The organism is Chryseobacterium indologenes (assembly GCF_018362995.1).
In the GTDB taxonomy this organism is placed as follows: Bacteria; Bacteroidota; Bacteroidia; order Flavobacteriales; family Weeksellaceae; genus Chryseobacterium; species Chryseobacterium indologenes_G.
Map to the genome: position 1 here is coordinate 1,223,533 of NZ_CP074372.1, position 22,176 is coordinate 1,245,708.

Annotated in this window: 24 protein-coding genes; 1 reads left to right on the forward strand and 23 read right to left on the reverse strand. The window is 35.3% G+C overall.

Going from position 1 to position 22,176, the window contains the following annotated elements:
- Positions 1–38: 38 nt before the first annotated feature.
- The 19 genes from DYR29_RS05505 to DYR29_RS05595 all read right to left on the reverse strand — a co-directional run bounded on the left by DYR29_RS05505 (position 39) and on the right by DYR29_RS05595 (position 17,418).
- Complete coding sequence (locus DYR29_RS05505; protein ID WP_213279639.1) at positions 39–1,055, reverse strand: T9SS type A sorting domain-containing protein; 1,017 nt, start codon at positions 1,053–1,055, stop codon at positions 39–41.
- 227 nt (positions 1,056–1,282) lie between these two features.
- The gene (locus tag DYR29_RS05510) at positions 1,283–1,987 is read right to left on the reverse strand and encodes an SDR family oxidoreductase (protein ID WP_213279640.1); all 705 of its coding nucleotides are present in this window, start codon (positions 1,985–1,987) and stop codon (positions 1,283–1,285) included.
- A gap of 80 nt (positions 1,988–2,067) precedes the next feature.
- Positions 2,068–2,991 carry a T9SS type A sorting domain-containing protein gene (locus DYR29_RS05515; RefSeq protein ID WP_213279641.1) on the reverse strand — a complete coding sequence of 308 codons (924 nt, stop codon included), beginning with the start codon at positions 2,989–2,991 and terminating at the stop codon, positions 2,068–2,070.
- Positions 2,992–3,202: 211 nt separating this feature from the next.
- Positions 3,203–4,123, reverse strand: coding sequence for a T9SS type A sorting domain-containing protein (locus DYR29_RS05520; RefSeq protein ID WP_213279642.1), 921 nt, complete (start codon positions 4,121–4,123; stop codon positions 3,203–3,205).
- Positions 4,124–4,333: 210 nt separating this feature from the next.
- Positions 4,334–5,713, reverse strand: coding sequence for a dipeptidase (locus tag DYR29_RS05525; RefSeq protein WP_213279643.1), 1,380 nt, complete (start codon positions 5,711–5,713; stop codon positions 4,334–4,336).
- Positions 5,714–5,870: 157 nt separating this feature from the next.
- On the reverse strand, positions 5,871–6,140 hold the full coding sequence (locus DYR29_RS05530) for a hypothetical protein (RefSeq protein ID WP_047425552.1): 270 nt from the start codon (positions 6,138–6,140) through the stop codon (positions 5,871–5,873).
- A gap of 136 nt (positions 6,141–6,276) precedes the next feature.
- On the reverse strand, positions 6,277–7,425 hold the full coding sequence (locus DYR29_RS05535) for a class I SAM-dependent methyltransferase (RefSeq protein ID WP_213279644.1): 1,149 nt from the start codon (positions 7,423–7,425) through the stop codon (positions 6,277–6,279).
- 164 nt (positions 7,426–7,589) lie between these two features.
- Positions 7,590–8,753, reverse strand: coding sequence for a methylmalonyl-CoA mutase family protein (locus DYR29_RS05540; RefSeq protein WP_213279645.1), 1,164 nt, complete (start codon positions 8,751–8,753; stop codon positions 7,590–7,592).
- Between the two features lie 103 nt (positions 8,754–8,856).
- A complete protein-coding gene (locus DYR29_RS05545) occupies positions 8,857–9,213 on the reverse strand; it encodes an FtsB family cell division protein (protein WP_213279646.1) in 357 nt (118 codons plus the stop codon).
- A 4-nt stretch (positions 9,214–9,217) separates the two neighbouring features.
- Complete coding sequence (udk, locus tag DYR29_RS05550; RefSeq protein ID WP_129057369.1) at positions 9,218–9,832, reverse strand: uridine kinase; 615 nt, start codon at positions 9,830–9,832, stop codon at positions 9,218–9,220.
- Between the two features lie 209 nt (positions 9,833–10,041).
- Entirely contained in the window at positions 10,042–10,347 is a 306-nt protein-coding gene (locus DYR29_RS05555) for an ATP-dependent Clp protease adaptor ClpS (protein ID WP_213279647.1), read from the reverse strand.
- A gap of 14 nt (positions 10,348–10,361) precedes the next feature.
- A complete protein-coding gene (locus DYR29_RS05560) occupies positions 10,362–11,720 on the reverse strand; it encodes a hemolysin family protein (protein ID WP_213279648.1) in 1,359 nt (452 codons plus the stop codon).
- A gap of 269 nt (positions 11,721–11,989) precedes the next feature.
- Positions 11,990–12,853: an ATP synthase F1 subunit gamma gene (atpG, locus tag DYR29_RS05565; protein WP_142718005.1), complete on the reverse strand. Its 864-nt coding sequence runs from the start codon at positions 12,851–12,853 to the stop codon at positions 11,990–11,992.
- 76 nt (positions 12,854–12,929) lie between these two features.
- The gene (gene atpA / locus DYR29_RS05570) at positions 12,930–14,507 is read right to left on the reverse strand and encodes a F0F1 ATP synthase subunit alpha (RefSeq protein WP_047425404.1); all 1,578 of its coding nucleotides are present in this window, start codon (positions 14,505–14,507) and stop codon (positions 12,930–12,932) included.
- A gap of 16 nt (positions 14,508–14,523) precedes the next feature.
- Positions 14,524–15,063, reverse strand: a complete 540-nt coding sequence (atpH, locus tag DYR29_RS05575; protein ID WP_213279649.1) for an ATP synthase F1 subunit delta — start codon at positions 15,061–15,063, stop codon at positions 14,524–14,526.
- Between the two features lie 2 nt (positions 15,064–15,065).
- Positions 15,066–15,563, reverse strand: coding sequence for a F0F1 ATP synthase subunit B (locus DYR29_RS05580; RefSeq protein ID WP_047374409.1), 498 nt, complete (start codon positions 15,561–15,563; stop codon positions 15,066–15,068).
- An 84-nt stretch (positions 15,564–15,647) separates the two neighbouring features.
- On the reverse strand, positions 15,648–15,842 hold the full coding sequence (atpE, locus tag DYR29_RS05585) for an ATP synthase F0 subunit C (protein WP_002979108.1): 195 nt from the start codon (positions 15,840–15,842) through the stop codon (positions 15,648–15,650).
- A gap of 47 nt (positions 15,843–15,889) precedes the next feature.
- Complete coding sequence (gene atpB, locus DYR29_RS05590; protein ID WP_047425399.1) at positions 15,890–16,987, reverse strand: F0F1 ATP synthase subunit A; 1,098 nt, start codon at positions 16,985–16,987, stop codon at positions 15,890–15,892.
- Between the two features lie 59 nt (positions 16,988–17,046).
- Positions 17,047–17,418, reverse strand: coding sequence for a hypothetical protein (locus tag DYR29_RS05595; RefSeq protein WP_047374405.1), 372 nt, complete (start codon positions 17,416–17,418; stop codon positions 17,047–17,049).
- A gap of 157 nt (positions 17,419–17,575) precedes the next feature.
- On the opposite strand from DYR29_RS05595, the gene ffh reads away from it, so the two are divergent.
- Positions 17,576–18,937 (forward strand): signal recognition particle protein, encoded by a 1,362-nt coding sequence (gene ffh / locus DYR29_RS05600; protein WP_047425397.1) that lies wholly within the window; start codon positions 17,576–17,578, stop codon positions 18,935–18,937.
- Between the two features lie 69 nt (positions 18,938–19,006).
- Here ffh and DYR29_RS05605 read toward each other — a convergent pair whose 3' ends face one another.
- The 4 genes from DYR29_RS05605 to DYR29_RS05620 all read right to left on the reverse strand — a co-directional run bounded on the left by DYR29_RS05605 (position 19,007) and on the right by DYR29_RS05620 (position 22,102).
- The gene (locus DYR29_RS05605) at positions 19,007–19,669 is read right to left on the reverse strand and encodes a porin family protein (RefSeq protein ID WP_213279650.1); all 663 of its coding nucleotides are present in this window, start codon (positions 19,667–19,669) and stop codon (positions 19,007–19,009) included.
- Positions 19,670–19,748: 79 nt separating this feature from the next.
- Positions 19,749–20,411 (reverse strand): outer membrane beta-barrel protein, encoded by a 663-nt coding sequence (locus DYR29_RS05610; RefSeq protein WP_213279651.1) that lies wholly within the window; start codon positions 20,409–20,411, stop codon positions 19,749–19,751.
- A 73-nt stretch (positions 20,412–20,484) separates the two neighbouring features.
- Entirely contained in the window at positions 20,485–21,153 is a 669-nt protein-coding gene (locus DYR29_RS05615; RefSeq protein ID WP_213279652.1) for an outer membrane beta-barrel protein, read from the reverse strand.
- Positions 21,154–21,604: 451 nt separating this feature from the next.
- Positions 21,605–22,102 carry a hypothetical protein gene (locus tag DYR29_RS05620; RefSeq protein ID WP_213279653.1) on the reverse strand — a complete coding sequence of 166 codons (498 nt, stop codon included), beginning with the start codon at positions 22,100–22,102 and terminating at the stop codon, positions 21,605–21,607.
- Between the last annotated feature and the right edge of the window lie 74 nt (positions 22,103–22,176).

A 22,176-nucleotide genomic window follows, 5' to 3' on the forward strand; every position in this document is an offset into this window, starting at 1 on the left:
TACAGAGCGTTTTCGTGTTATCAGAAGTAAGATTCAGATTATTTTTTTATGATTTTTTTAGAAAATTTGTTTCCCTTTATTTCAACGTTGACAGTATAAATTCCCGGGGTAAGATTGCGGATATCTATTTTGTTGTGATCTAACTGAACCTGCATTTTTCTTCCTGCCATATTGGTAACTTCAACTTGAGTGACTGGTGCTTCTGATTGTATATTCAGGAATTCAGTTGCAGGATTCGGGTAGACTGAAATCATGTTTTTTTCTGCAACCGCTTCTTTAGTTCCCAATGTTGCAGCATTTGTAGCTGTTACCGTATAATCATCAAAAGAAGTAATATTGGCTACGGTATTTCCTGCGCCGGCTACTGAAACGAAATCCATTTCGAAAGGATCTACGCCTGCCGCTGCAGGAGTATGCGTTGATGCAGGGCTATAATTGCCGCCACCAGGGGTTGTCCATGTAACTACTCCTGTCGTTTTATTGAATGTACAGCTCAAAGTAATCCATGTATTGGGTGGATATGTAGTCGTAGCAGGCTCCAGGTAAAATAAGTAATTCCCGGTTACTCCTGATGATATTTTGGTGTAGTATGCGATTCCGACAATTCGCTGTGTATTGTATTCATATCCGGCTCCGAGTAGTGTTTTATGAGTTGTTCCATCATAAATCAGTACAGTTCCCCGTCCTACACCTCCTGTAGAACTTCCTGTATAAAGATTAAAACTCAGTTTAAGAATATCATTTCCGGAGGTTCTTCCTGCCCAGGCTGTTACCAGTCCATTTTTCCACATATATTTTGTCACCGGACCACCAGCACTTCCTGTAAACTGTAAAGATTTTCCATGGGAAGCATCTATATTTACAATCTGTGCTTCCGAATTGGATCCTCCTGCAAAATCTGTATAAAACCCGCCTTGTCCGGGAGTAGCTGCAGTAATGTCTGTTCCCACATTTCCTACAGTATACGTATTAAAGTTGTCACTTTCCAGGGTCTGGGCATTCAATGTTTGAAATAAAATCAACAAAAATGCATTAATTGATAGAAAATTTTTCATATTTTTATTTTAATTCGAAACCAAACTTACTTCAGTTTAAAAATAAAATCAATACCAGTTATTAGGTAGATTTTAACTACTATTTATTAGTGATTAAATGAAGAAAGAACGGTTTCTGCTTATAAGACAACAAAAGCTTTAAAGAGTTGTCTGTGAAATAAAAACATCTATCAATTAATGTATTCTTATTGAATCAGTTATCTTAAAAAGTTATTGAGGGTCAAACATTATGATGGTTTAGTAGCCCTAAACTCTATTTTACTTGGCAAAACTCTTGGATTCATCTTTAAAATATCCAATATAAGGTTCCCCATATCTTCAGGCTGAATTTTCCAACTGTCTTTTTCTGACGGAATGTTTCCATTAAAATGAGTGGCCACCGACCCCGGCATAATTACCGTAGACTTGATATTATATTTCCTTAAATCAATCATTGCAGCCTGTGTGAAACCCACCACTCCGAATTTTGAGGCATTGTATCCTGTTCCGTTTTCAAAAAAGTTGGCACCTGCGAGACTTGAGATGGTAATATAATATCCTTCTGTCTTTTTTAATTCTTCTACAGAAGCTTTTAAAGTATAGAAAACACCTGTAAGATTGGTTTCGATCATATCATTCCACTCTTCCGCGGTGAGTTCGTCTACAGGCTTAAAAATCCCTAATCCTGCATTAGCAATGATATAATCCAGTCTTCCGAACTTTTCAACGGTATATTTTACCGCTTCCTGCTCGCTTTCCAGGCTTCTTACGTCAGAAACAATCCCCAAAACATCTTCTGAGTATTGTTTAAGTTCTTCTTCCGCCTTCATGACATCTTCTCTTTTTCTTCCTGAAAATGCTACTGATATTCCATTTTCAAGTAGAATTTTAGCAATTCCGAAACCAATACCTTTGGTTCCTCCTGTTATATAAGCTGTTTTATTTTCTGCCATTGTTTCCCGAATTTTAATTCTCTAAAATAACAAAAACGCTCCAATTGGAGCGTTTTACTGATACTAAGATTTATCAGAAATTATTTTTTTATAAATTTCTCTGTGAAGTTTTTCCCCTCCGTCTCTACATTCAGTAAATAGGCTCCGGAAGATAGGTTTCTTACATTCACCTGATCACCGTTCAATGTTACCTCTATTCTTTTTCCTGACATATCATATACTTCAACATGTTTTATCTTATTAGGAGTTGTAATTTTTATCACATCAGTAGCAGGATTTGGATAAATGGATAGCTTCACATCGTTTTTAACGGCATCTCTTGTAGACAGTGATGCTTCATTATTGATTTTGATGTTATCGATATAGGCAGAACCTCCATAATTATCATGCACAAAATCCATTCTGTTAATATTATTGTTACTGAATGGCTGTCCTGTGTAGATAAGAGCATCATTCACGAAATATTGGATACCTGTAGCAGTAGACACTATTTTCACTCTGTACCATGTGTTGGCATTCCAGGTCTGGTTAGTATCTACTAAATTATTGGACCCGGCTGTTGCAATTAAAATTTTCCCGTCGTAAGAAAAGTCAATATAAGTAACAATTCCTCCAGCACCAGTTGTACTCACTGTTCTGAACACAAAATCTGAGCTTGATGAATTTTTTTGGGTAAGTCTTACATCAAATGACTGTGTAAAGCTATTATAGGTTAATGGTGTTGCAAAAGTATAAAATCCACCCATAACAGGACTTTGCTGTGGACCATAAGGCAGGTCTGGAGTTATTTTAAAGCTATTTGAACCCTGGCTTGCCATTTCAGCTGATACCAATTGACTTGTCAAATATACTGGCGGTACAGCTCCATTATTGGTAGTCACCCAACCTTGCTGCCCATTAATGTTTCCTGCTGTATATCCTTCACTGGCTTCAAAAGAGATGGTCTGCTGGGCAAAAGATGATATGGAAATCAACGAAATTGCGAAAATGTAAAGTTTCTTCATGATATTTTTTAGTTTTGAGCAAATATATGTATTTTAATCAAAAAGGCAAAATCAACGAATATTTTAAACACAATCAATAATTTAACATAATATATTTCAACTAAAACAAATAAAGATATTAAACCTAAAGAAAAGTAACATTTCAAAAAAATCATCCATAAATATGACAACAGACTTAAAAGATTACAGGTTTTGGAAATCAATGAATAATTTATCTGATGAGTACTTTTTCTGTAAAATTCTTTTTTTCAGTTGTGATATTAACCATATATACACCTGAAGGCAGCCCTTTTACATCCATTTTACTACTGTTTGTTTCGGTTTTTATTATCCTTCCTGATTTGTCATAGATCTCAATCTTTTTTACTGTACCGGGAAAATTAATATGTATAAAATCACTTGCAGGATTAGGATAAACTGATACTTCTTTTGCAGTAAACCCAGAATCTTGAATCCCTAAAACCAATAGTTCACTATTCACTTTAATATTATCAATATAGGCTGTTCCCAACGCATTATTATGCACAAAACGCAGCTGATCTATATTCACTGAACTTGCGGCAGTACCAGTGTAAATAAGAATATTATTAAGGTAATATCTGACATCTGTGGCAGTTCCTACGACTTTTATTCTATACCAGATATTAGGCAGCCAGTTTGAAGATATTGGAATCAAATCCTGTATACCGGATACTGTATTAAGGATCTTGAACAGTCCGGTTTTATCAAAATCCAATCTCACTACAAACTGATCATCAACACTATTTACTCCCTGAAAACCAAAGTCAGAGCCATTGAGCTGCGACATATTGATATCAAATGATACGGAGAAATTGTTGTAAGCAAGAGGAGCCGGCAGGTTATAAAAACCTCCGATAATAGGATCAGACTGGGTTCCGTAGGTGGTTTCTTTGACAATTTTGAGGGAACTGCTTCCATCGCTGGCTTTATCTGCACTGATGCTTTGATGGATTACATTTGCAGGAACTCCTCCTGTGGGAGTGCTGATCCATCCTGCCTGGCCATGGATATTTCCAAGGTTGAATCCTTCATTGGACTCAAAGGATACAGTCTGCTGTGCAAAAATACACACTGATGATAGTAAAAATGCAATTGAGTAGTATTTTTTCATAGTAAATCAAGTTTTGTATTAAAAATATAAACTTTCCACGAATAGTGAAATAACTTATTGCAAATAAAAAATAACCCTTTTATTCTCAGTGAATTTAATTTTTAAAGCTATTAAAAATATCTTTCCAGACAGATAAAACAGCTCAATTCTGAGCAAAAAAATAAGGTATCTCTTTTCAGAAACACCTTACCTTATCTTATTTTCATTGAATTACTTTGAATAATTTTCAAAGAACAACGGAATACTTTCAATTCCTTTATAGAAATTAAATAATCCATAATGCTCGTTTGGAGAGTGGATCGCATCAGAATCCAACCCGAAGCCCATCAATACGGACTTAGCTCCTAAAACCTGCTCAAACATCGCTGTAATAGGAATACTACCTCCTCCTCTGTATGGAAGAACTTCTTTCCCAAATGCAGATTCCATCGCCTGTTTTGCCGCTGCAAATTCTTTGGTATTGGTTGGTAAAACATAAGGCATTCCTCCATGGTGAGGCGTTACTTTAATTTTTACAGTATCCGGAGCGATTTTTTCAAAATATTTCGTGAATTTTTCCGTGATTTCCTGAGGAGTCTGGTAAGGAACCAAACGCATTGAAATTTTAGCAAAAGCCTTAGAAGGAATAACAGTTTTTGCACCTTCTCCTGTATAGCCACCCCAGATTCCGTTGCAGTCTAAAGTAGGACGGATAGATGTTCTTTCTAAAGTTGTATATCCTTTTTCTCCTTCTATATTGCTTAATCCAATTGATTTTTTGAATTCTTCAGGATTGTCTTTCAATTTGTTCATATCAGCTCTGTCTGCATCTGAAACCGTTTCTACGTTGTCATAGAATCCGTCAATTGTAATATGACCGTTTTCATCAATCAGATTAGCAATCATTCTTGAAAGAACGTGAATAGGGTTTGGAACCGCCCCACCGTAAAGACCTGAGTGCAAATCTCTGTTTGGACCCTCCACTTCTACTTCTACATAGCTTAAACCTCTTAATCCTGTTGTAACCGTTGGTTGTTCGTTGCTGTAAATATGAGTATCGGAAATTAAGATACAGTCGCAAGCTAATTTCTCTTTATTTTCATTTACCCAGTCTCCTAAGCTTACAGAACCCACTTCTTCTTCTCCTTCTAAAATAAATTTAACGTTACAAGGAAGAGCATTGGTTTTCATCATAGCTTCAAAAGCTTTCAGGTGCATGAAGAACTGTCCTTTATCATCCGCAGAACCTCTTGCAAAAATAGCTCCTTCAGGATGTAGTTCCGTTTTTTCAATATAAGGTTCAAAAGGTGGTTTTGTCCATAGTTCCAATGGATCTGCCGGCTGAACATCATAATGTCCATATACCAATACTGTAGGTAAACTTTTATCTAAAATTTTCTCTCCGAAAACAATTGGATAACCTTTAGTCTGGCAAACTTCAACATTATCAGCTCCTGCATTTTTAAGGTGTGCCGCCACAACATCTGCACATTTCAAAACGTCATCTTTATACGCCGGATCTGCAGAAATAGAAGGAATTCTCAATAACTCAAATAATTCATCCACGAAACGTTGTTTGTTTTCGTTAATGTAATTTAATGTCTCTTGCATTGTAAAAATTTATTTTGTTAAAATTAAAAAAAATGCCCGGCAGGGACAAACAAAAACGCAGGATTTTCCCAACCTTATGCTAATGAGCTTTATAGCCCTCTTTTTTAATAAAAAATGCCCTGCAAAAACAGGGCACTTGTATATTTTGTACTTCTAATTAGTGTTCAGCTTTTGGAGCCTTTTCAGCTTCAGCAGGTTTTGCAGCAGCAGTACTGTCTGTTTTAGGAGCTTCAGCTTCTGGTTTTGCTGCAACTTCTTCTTTATGTTCTGCAGCAGCTGCATGTCCGTGACCCTCTCCCTGTGCAGCATCAGAATATCTTTCTACTCCTTCTTCCAGTTTCAAAGTCCCTTTATTTCCACCAGCTGATACTTTCTTACAACTTACCGCTACTGTTGCAATTGCTAAACATATAACTAATTTTTTCATATGTAAAATTATTTTTTTAAGATCATATGAAACCGCACTGTTTTAGTCTATTCTGATGTATCCAAACATCGGCGATTTCATGTTTAAATTTTTGATTGCCCAAAAGTAAGAAATCCTGCTTTTTTCGGCAACATTTTTATACTGATTTTAATATTATTTTCCCTTTTTTGGATTGTGTAAAAATAAGGTAATGATCTCCCCCGTCTTTCAAGCCATATTTTTTCTTGATTTCTTCAGGTTTTAAAGGATAATTTTTTGAAATAATATTAAACTGTTCTTTTTTCTTAATATTTTTAGAGTCAACCGGTTTCATTTCCAGAATTCTCCCGGGAAAGTCTTGCTTTTTTTCACCTGAGGTATAAAAATGGCTGTTAGGATGAAGTTTTTTCAATCCGAATTTTTGCGAAATTAAATTAAAGATTCCGGCTTTCAAAATAGAGTTATTAGGGATGTAAATGTATTTTTCAGGCTCAGAATATTCTGATTCTGCCCTTTCTTCTTCTCCAAATATGAAGGTGAAGCCAGATTCTCCACTCTCAAGGTTCACACAATTGCAGATAATCTCACCTGCATTTTCATTGGATAAAATAATAACAACTTCTTTTACATCATTTTTAAGGGCAATAATTTCTATCCTTAAAATACCCGGCAGTACTGACACAAGATACTTAAGATCAATAAGTGGAGAGAGTTTAATGACTACCTGATCAGAAATAGACAGCAATTTTCCTTGAATTTCAAGAATATCAGGAGAAAGGTCTTCTAAAAGAAAAACTTTGTTTTTTTGCTGATCTCTTCTGGCCGGATCAAGATAAATGGTATCAAAATGTTCCTGATTCTCGTTCAGGAAATCTTCAAGCTTTCTGTTGATAAAATTTGCCTGGCGTCCCAAAGTATTCCAATTATGGGCTACAATTTCCAAAAGCTCTGTATTCTGCTCTACCAAAGTGATATGCTCAAAGTTTTGAGACAGATAATAGGCATCAATACCAAAACCGCTCGTAAGATCGATAAATTGATTCCCTTTCATCATTTCGGACTTATAAAGGGCAGTTTTTTCAGATGATGACTGCTCCAGATTAAGCTGTGGCGGGAAAATGATACCTTCTTTCAAAAGAAAAGGAAATTTTCTTTCTGCAACCTGTTTTCCTTTGATCTGCTGTACAATTTCCTGCATAGAAACTTCCGGAAAAGGTGATTTTTTCAGAAGTAATGCATGTAAATCTGCATTCAGATTTGCATTGATATAGTTTTGAATGTCTTTGTTTATTAATTTATTTTCCACAGATTGCACCACTTTTTACATTCATTGGGTTAAAATGCTTCGACTCCGCTCAGCATGACAACGCTAATACTAAGTACTTAATTTATAATGAAAAAATTAAGTAGTATATTTAACAGTGTCATACTAAGCGGAGCCGAAATATCTCAGTTTATTTTAAAGAGGTCTTATTCAAACATTTCAGCCCAACGGACGGCTTTTATTTCATTTTCGTTATATAGATCTCCGATAGACTTTTTAACGTCTAATTTAGGGTATAAATTCACTCCAATCAGCTTTATTTTCCCTTCTTCAATCCATTGTTGTTCTTCAATAGCGTGATCATAGATCTTCTTCTGAATAACGCCTTGTTTTAACAATTCAAGATACCCTCCTGCGTCTTCAGTTTCAACAAATAATGCCCAGGATTTTTCTGCAAACTGCTTCGTAATATCTTCAATATAATAACTTCCGTTTGCTGCATCTTCAAATACATTGATGATACTCTCGTAAGCCAGCACAATCTGTTGTTTGAAGGAAATTTCTTCCGAATTATCCGTACTTCTGCTGACAAGATAATTATTGGTAAAAACAGCGTCTGCCCCTCCGATCATGGCGGAAGCAAGTTCTAATGTAGAACGGATCAGGTTATTTTCATTGTCAGAAACGGCCTTATTTCTCATTGAAGTTTCTGCAAAGATGTATGGAACTTCGTCCATTCCATATTCTTTGGAAAACTGGTTGAAAACGATTTTAAAGGCTCTCAGTTTTGCCATTTCAAAGAAATAATTTCCTCCCACTGCTATTCTGAAGATCAGTTTATTCAAAATTTCTGCACCATAAGCTTCTACCAGCTCCTTAGTTTTTGCGAGCGCAATACCAAGCTGTTGATAAATAGCTGCTCCGGCATTCTGATGCAGTGAAATATCAACACAGATATTTCTTTTAAAGTCTTTAGCCAGTAATTCTTTAGCCAGCTGATCGTCTATATTTCCTTCTTTTTCATTAAAAATGTCAATCAGTGAAAAATACTGGTCTTCTTCTTTAGGACTTATATGTCCTGCAAGTTCTTTGTTGTTGACAAAAAGAGTCTTCTGATTAAGATTTTCAACATTATGATCAAGGATAAATGCAAATACTTCTTCTTCTAAACTTTCATGGTATTTTGCTACCAAATGGGTACTTTCTTCAACTCTGGGCAGATTTACCAAAGGCTTCTGAACCTCTGTGTAAAAAGGCTTCACCTCTATTCCTTCCAAATTCGGCTTTTCTAAAATAGGGTAAATATCCTCTGTCTTAAGTTGTTTTTTGACTAAATTTTCCCAGTTTGAAAATATATCTGTATTTGACATTAGTTTTTTTATTTGTGAATGGTCAATGGTGAATTCTGCTTCGCAAGTGAATTTTAAAAACTAAAAATTCATTCATCATTAACGTAATTCTATTCAACTTTTATTACTTTTTAGCAACTTTTGTACTGTCCACCACCAGAATGAAGATCTCTTCATTTGGTTTTTTCATAAAATAATTTTCTCTTGCGTATTTTTCTTTCTCTGATTTGTTGTTCATCAGTTTTTTATAAAAAGCATCATTTTTTTCGTATTCTTTTTTGTAAAAGTCCAGCTGCTCTTCATATTTTCTGATCTCACCATTGAGTTCATTAATTACAAGAAATGACGTTTTATCGAAAAAAACCATCCATACCAAAAACAGACAAATCGTAATGGTATACTTGTTCAAAACATATTTCTGTATAAGTTTGAATGTTTCAGATTTCGGCTGAATGTCTTTGATAAGGTTGTTTTCTTCCATTTTTTTAATGTTTTTTCAACGAGTTTTTAATAACGGTAGTTAAAAAATCAATCGCTACGGAATTCTGCTTCATATTAGGGATAATAAGATCGGCATCATTTTTAGATGGTTCTATGAATTCCTGGTGCATTGGTTTCAATGTAGTCTGATAACGGTGTAAAACTTCGCTCAGATCTCTCCCCCTTTCCTGGGTATCTCTCCTGATCCTCCTGATCAGTCTTTCGTCAGAATCTGCATGAACGAATACTTTCAAATCAAATTCTTTCAGTAATTCTTTGTTGGTAAGAACCAGAATTCCTTCTACTACCAATACGTTTTTAGGTTCTACAGTCACATGATCTCCTGTTCTGGAATGAGTAACAAAGCTGTAAATGGGCTGTTCAATAGGCTCATTATTTTTCAAAGCTTTTACATGTTTTATCAGTAGGTCAAAGTCTATTGATTTCGGGTGGTCATAATTAAGAGCTTCTCTTTCTGTCAATGTAAGACCTTGGTTGTCGTGATAATAATTATCCTGAGAAAGGATATTCATTCCCTCAATATCAAGCTGCTGAAGTATCTTGTCAACAACTGTAGTTTTGCCGGATCCTGTACCACCGGCAATTCCTATTACAAGCATTATTTTTTTGTTTCTTTATAGTTGGTACAAATATACTATTTTAGATAAAATATGACAATGTAAGAGTATTGAGAAATTAAAAGATTAAAGTATTTAAAGGTTATAAGATTTTTCTGAAACCTGCTACTTCTTGCCATTTATTGCTATTCCTCAACTTTCCCATTCGGATTCAATAAAAAAAACCGGCAATAAACTTGCCGGTTTTTATTTTATACGATTTCGCTTGTTAATTCGCGCGAAATTAATTTTTCATGCATAGGCTTTAAAACATCCATTGAGCCTGTTTTTACGCTACATTTGCCCTTGTAGTGAACAAGGATTGTACATTGCTCAGCCTGCTCCAGTGTATGTTTGCATATTTCGATCAGACAGTCTATGACATAATCAAATGTATGAACATCGTCGTTATGCAGTACCAGTTTATAGACTTCATCCGTATCATCCAGAACGAGAACTTCTTCCTCATACTGCCGTTTTGGGTCTTCGTAATCTTTTATACTGTTATAAAAATTCATTCTAACTGTTTGTTTTAAACTTCTCCAATTTTATCTGCCAAATGATCTATAGCATTAGGTTCTTCATAGACCAATTCTACAAGTTCCACACTTTTATTATTCATTTTCAGAATTTTAAAGTGATAATCTTCAAGATCAAACTCCTGGTTTTCTTCCGGAATGTCTTCCAACTCATAAAGAATGAATCCGGCTAATGAATTGTACTCACTTTCCTCTGAAAGCGGAAGTTTTTTAGGCAGGAATTCATTGATTTCATCTAAAGGCTGTGTAGCCTGTACCCAATAGGTATTATCCGATATTTTATCAACGATTTTTTCTTCATCGTCTTCTTCATCCTGAATTTCCCCTACCAGTTCTTCCAGAATATCTTCTAATGTAATAATTCCTTCAGTTCCACCAAACTCGTCGATAACGACAGCAATATGTTGCTTTTTAAGCTGGAACGTTTTCAGTAAGTCCGAAACTTTTTTACTTTCTACGACGAAAAAGGCATCCCGCATTAAATCTTTAAGATCTTCATGATCCAGATTTCCTTTTCTTTTGACAAATTCTCTGATGATTTCTTTTGTATAGAAAATCCCGATAATATTATCAATAGAGTCGATGTATACAGGAATACGGGAATATCCGCTGTCCATAATCTTATTGATGATATCATTCACATCTTCTTCAAAATCGATAGAAGTAATATTTTGTCTTGGAACCATGATCTGCTTAGCAGAATGATCGGTAAAATCAAATGCATTTTTGATGATCTCATAGTTCTCTTCTTCAATCTCTCCGCTGTCAGCACTTTGTTTTACCAAAAGCTGAAGTTCTTCTGTAGAGTGAATTTCCTGTTCGGAAGCCGGGTGAATTTTAACCAATCTAAGAAAACCATTTGACATTGAGTTCATCAACCAGATAAACGGTTTAAAAATCGTGTAAAAAACTCTTAGCGGAACAGCAGTTGCCATTGTAGTTGCTTCAGATTTTCTGATCGCAATAGATTTTGGGATAAGCTCACCAAATACAATGTGCATGATTGTAATCAATACAAAACTGGTCACTACTGAAATTGTAGTAATTGTTGTCTGAGTAAGATCAATACTCAAAGAGGTGAAAATATTTTCAACAATATGATGCAGGGCACTTTCTCCTACCCAACCAAGGGCAAGGGACGCCAATGTAATTCCTAATTGTGTAGCGGAAAGATATTCATCAAGATGCTTGATGATATGTTCTGCCTGTTTAGCCATAGAATTACCTTCTGCGGCTTTTAACTGAATTTGTGAATAACGAACTTTAACAATTGAAAATTCTGCGGCTACGAAGAAGCCATTTAGTAAAACAAGAAATAAGGCCAGCAAAAGCCTGACTATGTCCGAGTCCATTTAGAGATTGTATATATTTTATTAAGTACAAAGATATGTAAAATAAAAATAACCTGAATCCGGGATAGATTTTTTTGATTGAGGATTTTTTGAAAGAAAATATGACCCGATACAACACCGTTGATTTTCAATAAAAAAAATAATTGAGGGGATTCTTCCATTCATCTATAAAAAGAAGATTTTTGGGCATCAAACAACAGTTTCAGCATGATATAAACAAAAAAGCACCGATAATTTCGGTGCTTTTAATTGTATCTTAAAATAATTCTTTATGAATTTTTCAAAGCTTCTGCTCCGGAAACAATTTCCAAAATTTCGTTGGTAATTGCAGCCTGTCTTGCTTTGTTGTAGAAGATCTTCAGATCATTTCTCAACGCCTCTGCATTGTCTGTAGCTTTGTGCATTGCAGTCATTCTCGCTCCGTGCTCAGATGCTACTGAATCCAGGATTGATTTGAAAACCTGAGTTTTGATCGATTTTGGAATCAAATTATCCAGGATCTCAGCTCTGTTAGGTTCAAAGATATAATCTGTTTCAACCTGCGGCTCAGTGTTTTCAGGCATTGAAATCGGAAGAAGTTTTTCTGTAGTTACTTCCTGAGTTGCCGCATTCACGAATTTGTTATAAATAACATATACTTCGTCAAATTTACCTTCTCTGAAACTTGTCATTACACCTTCAGTGATATGAGCAACTGTATCAAAGTTAAGGTTATCATAAACAGAACTTCCGTTAGTATATACTGAACGGTTTCTTCTTACAGCATCATATACTTTTTTACCTATTGGTAAAACTTCAATCTCGTATTGAGAATTGTTCTGAAACTGAAGGTTAAGCTCTTTCACAATTGAAGAGTTAAAAGCTCCCGCAAGACCTCTGTTTGAAGTAACAGCGATGAAAAGTATTCTTTTAACCTCCCTTTTCTGAGCATATACAGAAATCTGATCAGGATCTGAGCTAGAATTTACATTCTGGATAAGCTCCTGTAATTTTTCAGAATAAGGTCTTAACATTACGATTGCATCCTGTGCTTTTTTAAGTTTCGCTGCGGAAACCATTTTCATAGCACGTGTAATCTGCATCGTAGATGAAATTGACGTAATTCTGCCTCGTATTTCTTTTAAGTTTGCCATTAATTTGGGTTCAAAGTTTAAGGTCTAAAGTTTAAGGCTTAAAACTCTATATTTTAAACCTTAAACATTGAATTTTTTAGTTGTATTTAGAAGCTAAATCGTTAGCTGCCTGCTTAAGAACTGCTGTAATATCATTATCGATTTTACCTGCTTTAATAGCTGCCATTGTATCAGGGTGCTTAGATCTCAGGAATGCGATATACTCTACCTGGAATTCTTTTACTTTTCTGATAGGAACATTTCTTAGCAAGTTCTCAGTTCCAGCGTAGATCATTGCAACCTGGCTGTCTACCGGAAGTGGAGAGTTTACCGGCTGCTTAAGAAGCTCTACGTTTCTTTCACCTTTAGAGATAACTGCTAAAGTAGAAGCATCAAGGTCAGAACCGAACTTAGCAAACGCTTCTAGTTCTTTATATTGCGCCTGGTCTAATTTCAAAGTACCAGATACTTTTTTCATTGATTTGATCTGAGCGTTACCACCTACTCTGGATACAGAGATACCTACGTTGATCGCAGGACGAACCCCTGAGTTGAATAGATCAGACTCCAAGAAGATCTGTCCGTCCGTAATAGAGATTACGTTGGTAGGGATGTACGCAGAAACGTCACCAGCCTGAGTTTCAATAATTGGAAGTGCCGTTAATGAACCACCACCTTTTACAATTGGCTTAAGAGATTCTGGCAAATCGTTCATTTGCTTAGCAATGTTATCATCAGCGATTACTTTTGCTGCTCTTTCCAATAGTCTTGAGTGAAGGTAGAAAACGTCTCCAGGATAAGCTTCACGGCCCGGTGGTCTTCTTAATAGTAGAGAAAGCTCACGGTAAGCAACAGCTTGTTTAGATAAGTCATCATAAACGATCAATGCTGGTCTACCTGTATCTCTGAAGAATTCACCGATAGCAGCACCTGCCATCGCAGAATATACCTGCATTGGAACTGGATCTGATGCGTTAGCCGCAACGATTACAGTATAAGCTAAAGCTCCTTTATCAGAAAGAGTTTTAACGATTTGTGCTACAGTAGAAGCTTTCTGACCGATAGCAACATATATACAATATACTGGCTGCCCAGCATCAAAGAATTCTTTTTGGTTGATGATCGTATCGATCGCAACAGTAGTTTTACCTGTCTGTCTGTCACCAATGATAAGCTCTCTCTGTCCTCTTCCTACAGGGATCATAGAGTCAATAGCAACGATACCTGACTGTAAAGGCTCAGTTACCGGCTGTCTGAAGATAACTCCAGGAGCTTTTCTTTCCAATGGCATTTCGTATAAATCCCCAGTAATAGGACCTTTACCATCGATAGGGTTACCAAGAGTATCTACTACTCTTCCTAACATACCTTCTCCTACTTTAATAGAAGAGATTCTGTTTGTTCTTCTTACTGTATCACCTTCTTTTACTAATTTACTTTCACCAAGTAGAGCAACACCTACGTTGTCTTCTTCAAGGTTAAGTACAATACCTTCTACATCACTAGAAAATTTCACCAACTCTCCGTATTGTACGTTTTCTAACCCGTATACACGAGCAATACCATCACCGATGGTTAAAACTGTACCTACTTCCTCAACGTTTGATTGAGTATCGAAGTTGGCCAATTGCTGTTTTAAGATCGCAGATACTTCTGCCGGATTTATTTCTGCCATTGTATGGTTGTTTTTCTTAATTTAATTGGAAATCTTTTTTAACTTGGTTCAATTTTGTCTTCACAGACGCGTCTACCTGCTGGTCACCTACTCTTAGAACATATCCTCCAAGAATTTCAGGCTTTACATTTACTTTCAGATCAAAGTTTGAATCAGCGTTTACAAGATTGGTAGATCTTAAAATCTGATCAAGGTTCTCTTTTGAAAGCGGAGTTGCTGTAGTAAGTGTTATTCTCTGTACACCACTAAGGTCTTCTACCTTGTTGATAAATTCCTGAGCGATATTTTTCAATTGGTTTTCACGTCCGTGTTTAATCACCAACTTGATTAAATTCTGAGAAGAAACAGATAAACCTTTGAAAATTTCGCTTGCTACTTCTATTTTCTTTTTAGAATCGATGTAAGGAGTCATAAAAAATTTATTTAAGTCCGCAGACTCTTTCATGATCTTTACTACATCTTTCATTTCAGAAAATACAGTAGCCGTTTGACCTGACTCATTTGTGAAATCAAGTAAACCTTGTGCGTATCTTTTAGCTACTTTAGATGTAAGCATTCTTAGTTAAGGTTTGATTTGTTTAAATAATTTTGAACTAATTCGTTTTGAGCTTCGCTGTTGTCTAATTTTTGTTTCAGGATAGACTCAGCAATGTTTACAGATAAAGTACCAATTTGAGTTTTGATGTCTGCCATAGCAGCATTTTTCTCAGCATTGATAGTCTGTTTAGCCGCTTCGATCATTCTGTCTCCTTCAGTTTTAGCAACATCTTTAGCTTCCCCTACGATTCTGTCTTTAATTTCTCTAGCTTCTTTAAGGATAGCGTCTCTTTCGATTTTAGCTTCACGAATGATTCTTTCGTTATCTTCTTTTAAAGTTTCCATTTCTTTTCTAGCTAATTTAGCTTGATTAAGGGCGTCAACAATAGAGGTTTCTCTGTCATTGATAGACTTTAAAATAGGTTTCCAAGCGAATTTACCTAACAAAAATAATAATGCTAGAAAAATAACAGACTGGATAATAAATAATCCTGACGAAAACTGATGAATTAATTCCATTATATAAATGTATAAATAATTATTACTTTTTTTTAAAGAACCATTACCTGTAACCAACCGTCACAGATAATGGTCTGATTTTAATTAGTTTACTGCGAATAGAGCAGCAAACGCAACACCTTCTACAAGTGCAGCTGCGATAAGCATAGCTGTTTGGATTTTTCCAGATTGCTCAGGTTGTCTAGCGATAGCTTCAAGAGCAGCAGCTCCGATTTTACCAAGACCGATACCTACACCTAGTACTACGATACCAGCACCTACAATTTTAGGGATTTCCATAATATATAATTTTAAAAAATTTGTTTTACTTTAATTTATAATTTCAATTAGTGAGCTGCATGATGTTCGTGCTCGTGCTCTTCTACTGCCATTCCGATAAACAGAGCTGATAACATTGTAAAGATATAAGCCTGTAGGAATGCTACCAATACCTCTAGTAAGTAAATTACCAATGTAAGGAACGGGAATGCAACACCTGCGATAAAATTCTTAAATACGTAGATCAATCCGATCAAACTCATTACTACGATGTGACCTGCAGTCATGTTTGCAAAAAGTCGGATCATCAAAGCAAATGGTTTAGTGATTGTTCCTAATAGTTCGATAGGAAGCATGATCAGTTTCATTGGAACTGGTACTCCCGGCATCCAGAAGATGTGTTTCCAGTAATCTTTGTTAGCTGAGAATGTTGTAATCAGATAAGTAAGGATTGCAAGGAAGAATGTCATTGTAATATTACCTGTAACATTGATTCCGAAAGGCATTAATCCTAAAACGTTAAGGAAAAGAATAAAGAAGAATACCGTTAATAAATAACCCATAAATCTTTTATACTTATGTCCGATGTTTGGAATAGCAACTTCATCTCTTACGAAAATGATTAACGGCTCTAAAAATCTTGCAGCACCTGTAGGAACCACTGATTTTTTATAAGACTTAGCCATACCACCGAATAACACTAACATAAAGATTGATACTAATAAAATAATCAGTACACTTTTCGTAATTGAAAGATCTAATGGCTTTTCGTTAGTTGGATGACCATCTTCACCAAGTGTTAAAGTTCCTGCTGCATCAGTTTTATAGATTTTCTCGTGGTGTAACACATAAAAAGAACCGTCTACTTCAGTAGGCTCTCCGTGCATGAACCCTTCTTTGTTACTCATAAAAGAGTGAAAACCGTTGTCATATACAATAACAGGAAGAGGGAAACCAATGTGATGACCTTCTTTATCAACCATCAATGTGAAATCATGTGCATCCAACAAGTGATGATCGATGAACTCTTTGTTTTCTTTGCTTACTTTGTCTTTCTCTGAAAGCTCTTGAGCAGGAGCTGCCCCAGCAGTAGCCTCACCGTGCTGTGCAGACACTAAGTTTAATACAAAAATACTGTAGAATAAAACTGCGAATTTCTTAAACATTGATAGGTTTTTTTCGTTGTGCAAAAATATGATATTTTTTCTAGTTTCAATAAATTATTTTACTGTTTTTTATCATGATTAATCAGCTTGATCGCATAGTATGTAAGCAGGGCTGTCAGGACAAAATAAGGTATAATAAAATGGAATTTATAGCCTGGAATCACTTCAAAGTTCAGTTTTTTTCTGATTAAGTACATTAAACCGAATTTTAAAAGAATCAAACCAATGACAGACAATCCTAAAAATTCCGGCGCTACTCTATTGATTAAGATAATAAGAGTGATCATCATCATAAACATGACGCTTAAAAAAAGATAAAATTTAATGATCACAATTTCATCCAGGTGAAAAACAAATTTCCAAAGGGAAAAGTGCACCAGGAACGTCAGAAAGAATAAAATGACAACAAGAATATTGGGATTGATTTTCATTCTAAATTTTAATTGACCGCAAAAATAGACTTTTTCTATTGTATTATGATAAGATTTGATATATATCATTTTTTCTTATCTATATAATATTACGTCCCGGACACTTTAGATATCCCAAAAATTCCTTATTTTTGCAAACCTATAATTTACAATCAATATGTTTAATAGTTTACAGGATAAATTAGACAAGGCTTTACATAATATTTCCGGTAGAGGAAAAATTACCGAAATCAATGTAGCGGAAACCGTAAAGGAGATCCGTAGAGCATTGGTAGATGCCGACGTTAACTATAAAGTTGCAAAAGATCTTACTAAAAGAGTTCAGGATAAGGCATTAGGAGAGAACGTTCTTACTTCGCTTACACCTGGACAACTTATGACGAAAATCGTTCATGATGAATTGGTAGACCTTATGGGAGGTTCTCAGGAAGGAATCAATCTTTCAGGAAAGCCATCTGTAATCCTTATTGCAGGTCTTCAGGGTTCTGGTAAGACTACATTCTCAGGGAAGCTTGCTAATTATTTACAAACAAAAAGAAATAAAAAACCTTTATTGGTAGCATGTGACGTTTACCGTCCTGCTGCAATTGACCAGCTAAAAGTTTTAGGTGGGCAAATCGGGGTTCCTGTTTTCACAGAAGAAGGTTCCACAAATCCTTCTACGATTGCTGAAAACGCAATTAATTTTGCAAAATCAAACGGTCATGATGTTGTGATCGTGGATACGGCAGGTCGTTTGGCAATTGATGAGCAGATGATGAACGAGATTAAATCTGTTCATTACTTCATTAAACCCAATGAAACGCTATTCGTTGTTGACTCAATGACAGGTCAGGATGCTGTGAATACGGCAAAAGCATTCAACGATGCTTTGAATTTTGACGGAGTCGTTTTGACTAAATTAGATGGTGATACCCGTGGTGGAGCCGCTTTAACGATTCGTTCTGTTGTTGAAAAACCAATCAAGTTCATCTCTACAGGAGAAAAAATGGAAGCTCTGGATCTTTTCTACCCGGAAAGAATGGCAGACAGAATTCTGGGAATGGGAGACGTTGTTTCCTTAGTAGAAAGAGCTCAGGAGCAGTTTGATGAAGAAGAAGCTAAAAAACTTCACAAAAAAATCGCTAAAAACGAATTCGGTTTTGATGATTTCCTAAAACAGATCAACCAGATCAAGAAAATGGGTAACATGAAAGACTTGATGGGAATGATTCCTGGGGTTGGAAAAGCGATCAAGGATGTAGAGATCAGTGATGATGCATTTAAACACATTGAAGCAATCATCTACTCTATGACGCCTGAAGAAAGAAGAAGACCTTCTATCATCAACACCCAGAGAAAAGGAAGAATTGCCAAAGGTGCCGGAAGAAAGATCGAAGATGTAAATCAATTGATGAAACAATTCGAGCAAATGGGTAAAATGATGAAGATGATGCAAGGCCCTCAAGGAAAGCAGATGATGCAGATGATGAGCAAAATGCCAAACATGCCTGGAATGGGTGGAATGTTTGGAAAATAAGAAAGACAAAATTATTCATAAAAAAACTCTCAGAAATTCTGAGAGTTTTTTGTTTTTATAACGATCTGTTTATTTAAACTTATATCCTAATCCTAGCTGGAAGAAATTCATTTTCAGTTTTTCACCATCTACTGGATTTTTGATCATATTGGTAAGACCAAAGCTGTAACGGGCATCTATAAACAATCCTTTATACACTTTGTAATCCGCTCCAAAGAACAATCCGAAATCTGTAGATTTTAAAGAGTCATCCAAAAATTTTTCTACATATCTCTCTCCTTCTCTGATTCCGGCAGGATTTGTCATCACTGCATTAGGACCGCTCATTTCAAATTTCACTTTGTTATTGGTCTTAAAACTCACATATGGACCTGCATAAATTCCCAGTTCAGGTGTTGCATAATATCTTGCAGATAAAGGAATTACAATTCTATTCAGGTTCATCTTTTCAGTTACTGTAATGCCAGGTAATGCAACCTCTGCCTTTCCTCCAAGATTAGCATATTCCAGCTCTCCCTGAATAGCAAACTTATTATTGAATTTATGCTCAACCAAACCACCGATATAAAATCCTGACTTCGATTTTAAACTTCCTTCAATTCCTCCAAACTCAACATCATTTTCATTAGAATTCAGTTTTGACAAAGCATACCCTGCTTTTACTCCGAATGTAGTTTGTGCATTTAAGCCTGCAAATAAAGCGATTGCAGATACTAATAAGATTTTTTTCATGATTATATTATATTTAATTAGTTTAAGACTAAAAACAGTCCAAAGAAACCTCTCTGAACTGTTTATATATATCTATTTTTTATTTTGCAAATACATATTTAACTCCAAAAGTCACGGAAGTTAAACTGATGCCGAATTTGTAATCATCAGCTCTTCTGGCACCGTCAATATCTCTTTTGTAAGTATTGTATCCGAATTCACCTATTGTTGCTTCAATTGACCAGTTCTTCGTTATGAAATAATCCAGACCTGGTTTGATATTCACTCCAATATTGGTATAGTTATTTTCTCTATTTAAAGCAGCTGTAAGCAAAGGATCTGCATCGTTAATATTACTGTTTGCATTCATTTTTTCCTTACCGAACTCCAATGGAACCTGTAACTGTCCGAAGATGTATAATTTATCAGATAAAGTCCAGTATTTTCTCACGAATGGAGCTACTACAAAAGCATTATCTGTATCTTTAATTTCCATTACATTGCTAATCGCTGCATTCCCCACTTTGTATTTTGTAATAGCACTTTTATAGCCTACACTAAGTCCCACGGCTAAGTTAGTAGTAACGAAATACCCCGCTGTAGGAAGGATTCTGATCACATCATCCTTTCTTGTAGTGTTGAATTCGTCCTTTTCACTGTGATAATATCCTACCTGTCCTGAAAGATAAGAAGTTCCTTTTGCAATCTGTGCGTTAGATAAACCGAAAAGCGCAACAGCGCCCATCAATACAATTTTTTTCATGATTATTATATTAGTTTGTATAGAAAAAAGCCCTAAGAGTTTCTCAGGGCTTTCTTGTTATATGCTTTGTTTATTACTTTGCAAATACATATTTAACTCCGAAAGTTACAGAAGATAAATTCAATCCGAAGTTATAGTTGTTTGTAGCATCACCATCTTTTGGCTTGTAGTTGCTATAACCGAACTCACCGATAGTAGCTTCGATAGACCAGTTCTTGTTTAAGAAATAATCTAAACCTGGCTTCACAGTAACACCAATTTTAGTGTATTTAGCTTCAGTAGAAGTAGAGTTAGAAGAAACAGTAGTTCCTGAACCTGTTGTAGTTGTAGCTACAGAGTTGTTTTCAGTTTCAGTTTTTCCAAACTGCATTGGCACTGCTAATTGTCCGAAGAAATATAGCTTGTCAGATAAAGTCCAGTATTTTCTTACAAATGGAGCAACAACAAAAGCTGGAGTTTTAACTATTTTTTCGTTTACGACTGTAGTGTTTCCTAAAGTTGTAGTAGTAGACACAGTGTTCTTTTCAGTTTGGTAACCAACTCCTAATCCGATTGCCAAGTTAGTGTTTACGAAATATCCAACTGTAGGTAATACGTTGAAGTTTTCTGTTTTAATGTTTCCGTTGTTAGTTTCTACTTGAGAATAACCAACAGATCCTGATAAATATGTAGTTCCTTTAGCAATCTGAGCGTTTGATAAACCAAAAAGTGCAACAGCACCCGCTAATAATATTTTTTTCATTTTAAAAAATTTTAATACTTTCTGAGGGCAAATTTACAGTGGTCCCCACTAATATTAAAATTTGTTAATGTGATTAATATCATTGTTAAAATTTAGGGTTTTATAATAATAAATCCTACTTATGAGAATACGTTGAGTTTTTCACAATATTATGAATAAAAAAACTACATTTTATTAACGAGAGGAGAATATGTTTACTTTTTTGAATTTTCATATTTTTTCTAAAACCCCATGAATTCTGGAAAAACGCTAAAATACATTAACCTAAAATACTAATTTTTAAGTTATTAACTCTTAAAATTTAAACAAAAGTTTATAATTTAAGGTTATTTTGTCTTTCCCTAATCGCTGTAGGACCTTTATTTCAAAAATTTCTGATAAAAGAGTCTGCTTATAGTATATCAAAAAAACTCCAGCCTTCGGCCGGAGTTCAGGTATTTTTCAACTGTCTTTATTTGATAAAGAAATTAAATCCTAAGTTTACAGCGCCTACACTCCAGTTGTCTCTGTACCAGCCATAATCACGTCTGTTACTGATAGACTGATATCCGATGTACAACTCTCCTTTAGACATCTGGTATCCAAATTTAGGCTGTGCATAGAAACCACCGTCTACCCCATCCTTTGTAGAAATACCATATCCAAGGTCTAATCCTACAAAGATAGGAGCTCCTTTAAATTTATATTTCCCGGAAACAGCTACAGGCACAAATCCGAAATCATCAAAGTGATCTTTTCCGAAGAAGTGAGAATATCCTGTGGTTACCCCAAGGTCAAAACCTTTAGCAATATTCCACATATAAGCTGCATCCACTCCTAATGTAAATGAAGATACATCACTTGCATCAGATACAGGAACACCAATATGTCCACCAAGTTTAAAACCTTCCTGCGCTTGAGCAGCACCTCCTAAAAGTGCAAAAGCACCTAGTAATAATAGTTTTTTCATTTTTTTAGTAGCTTTGAATTATTCTGCAAAAGTAATAATTATTTTCATTATTTAGAATAAACTGCCCTGCAACG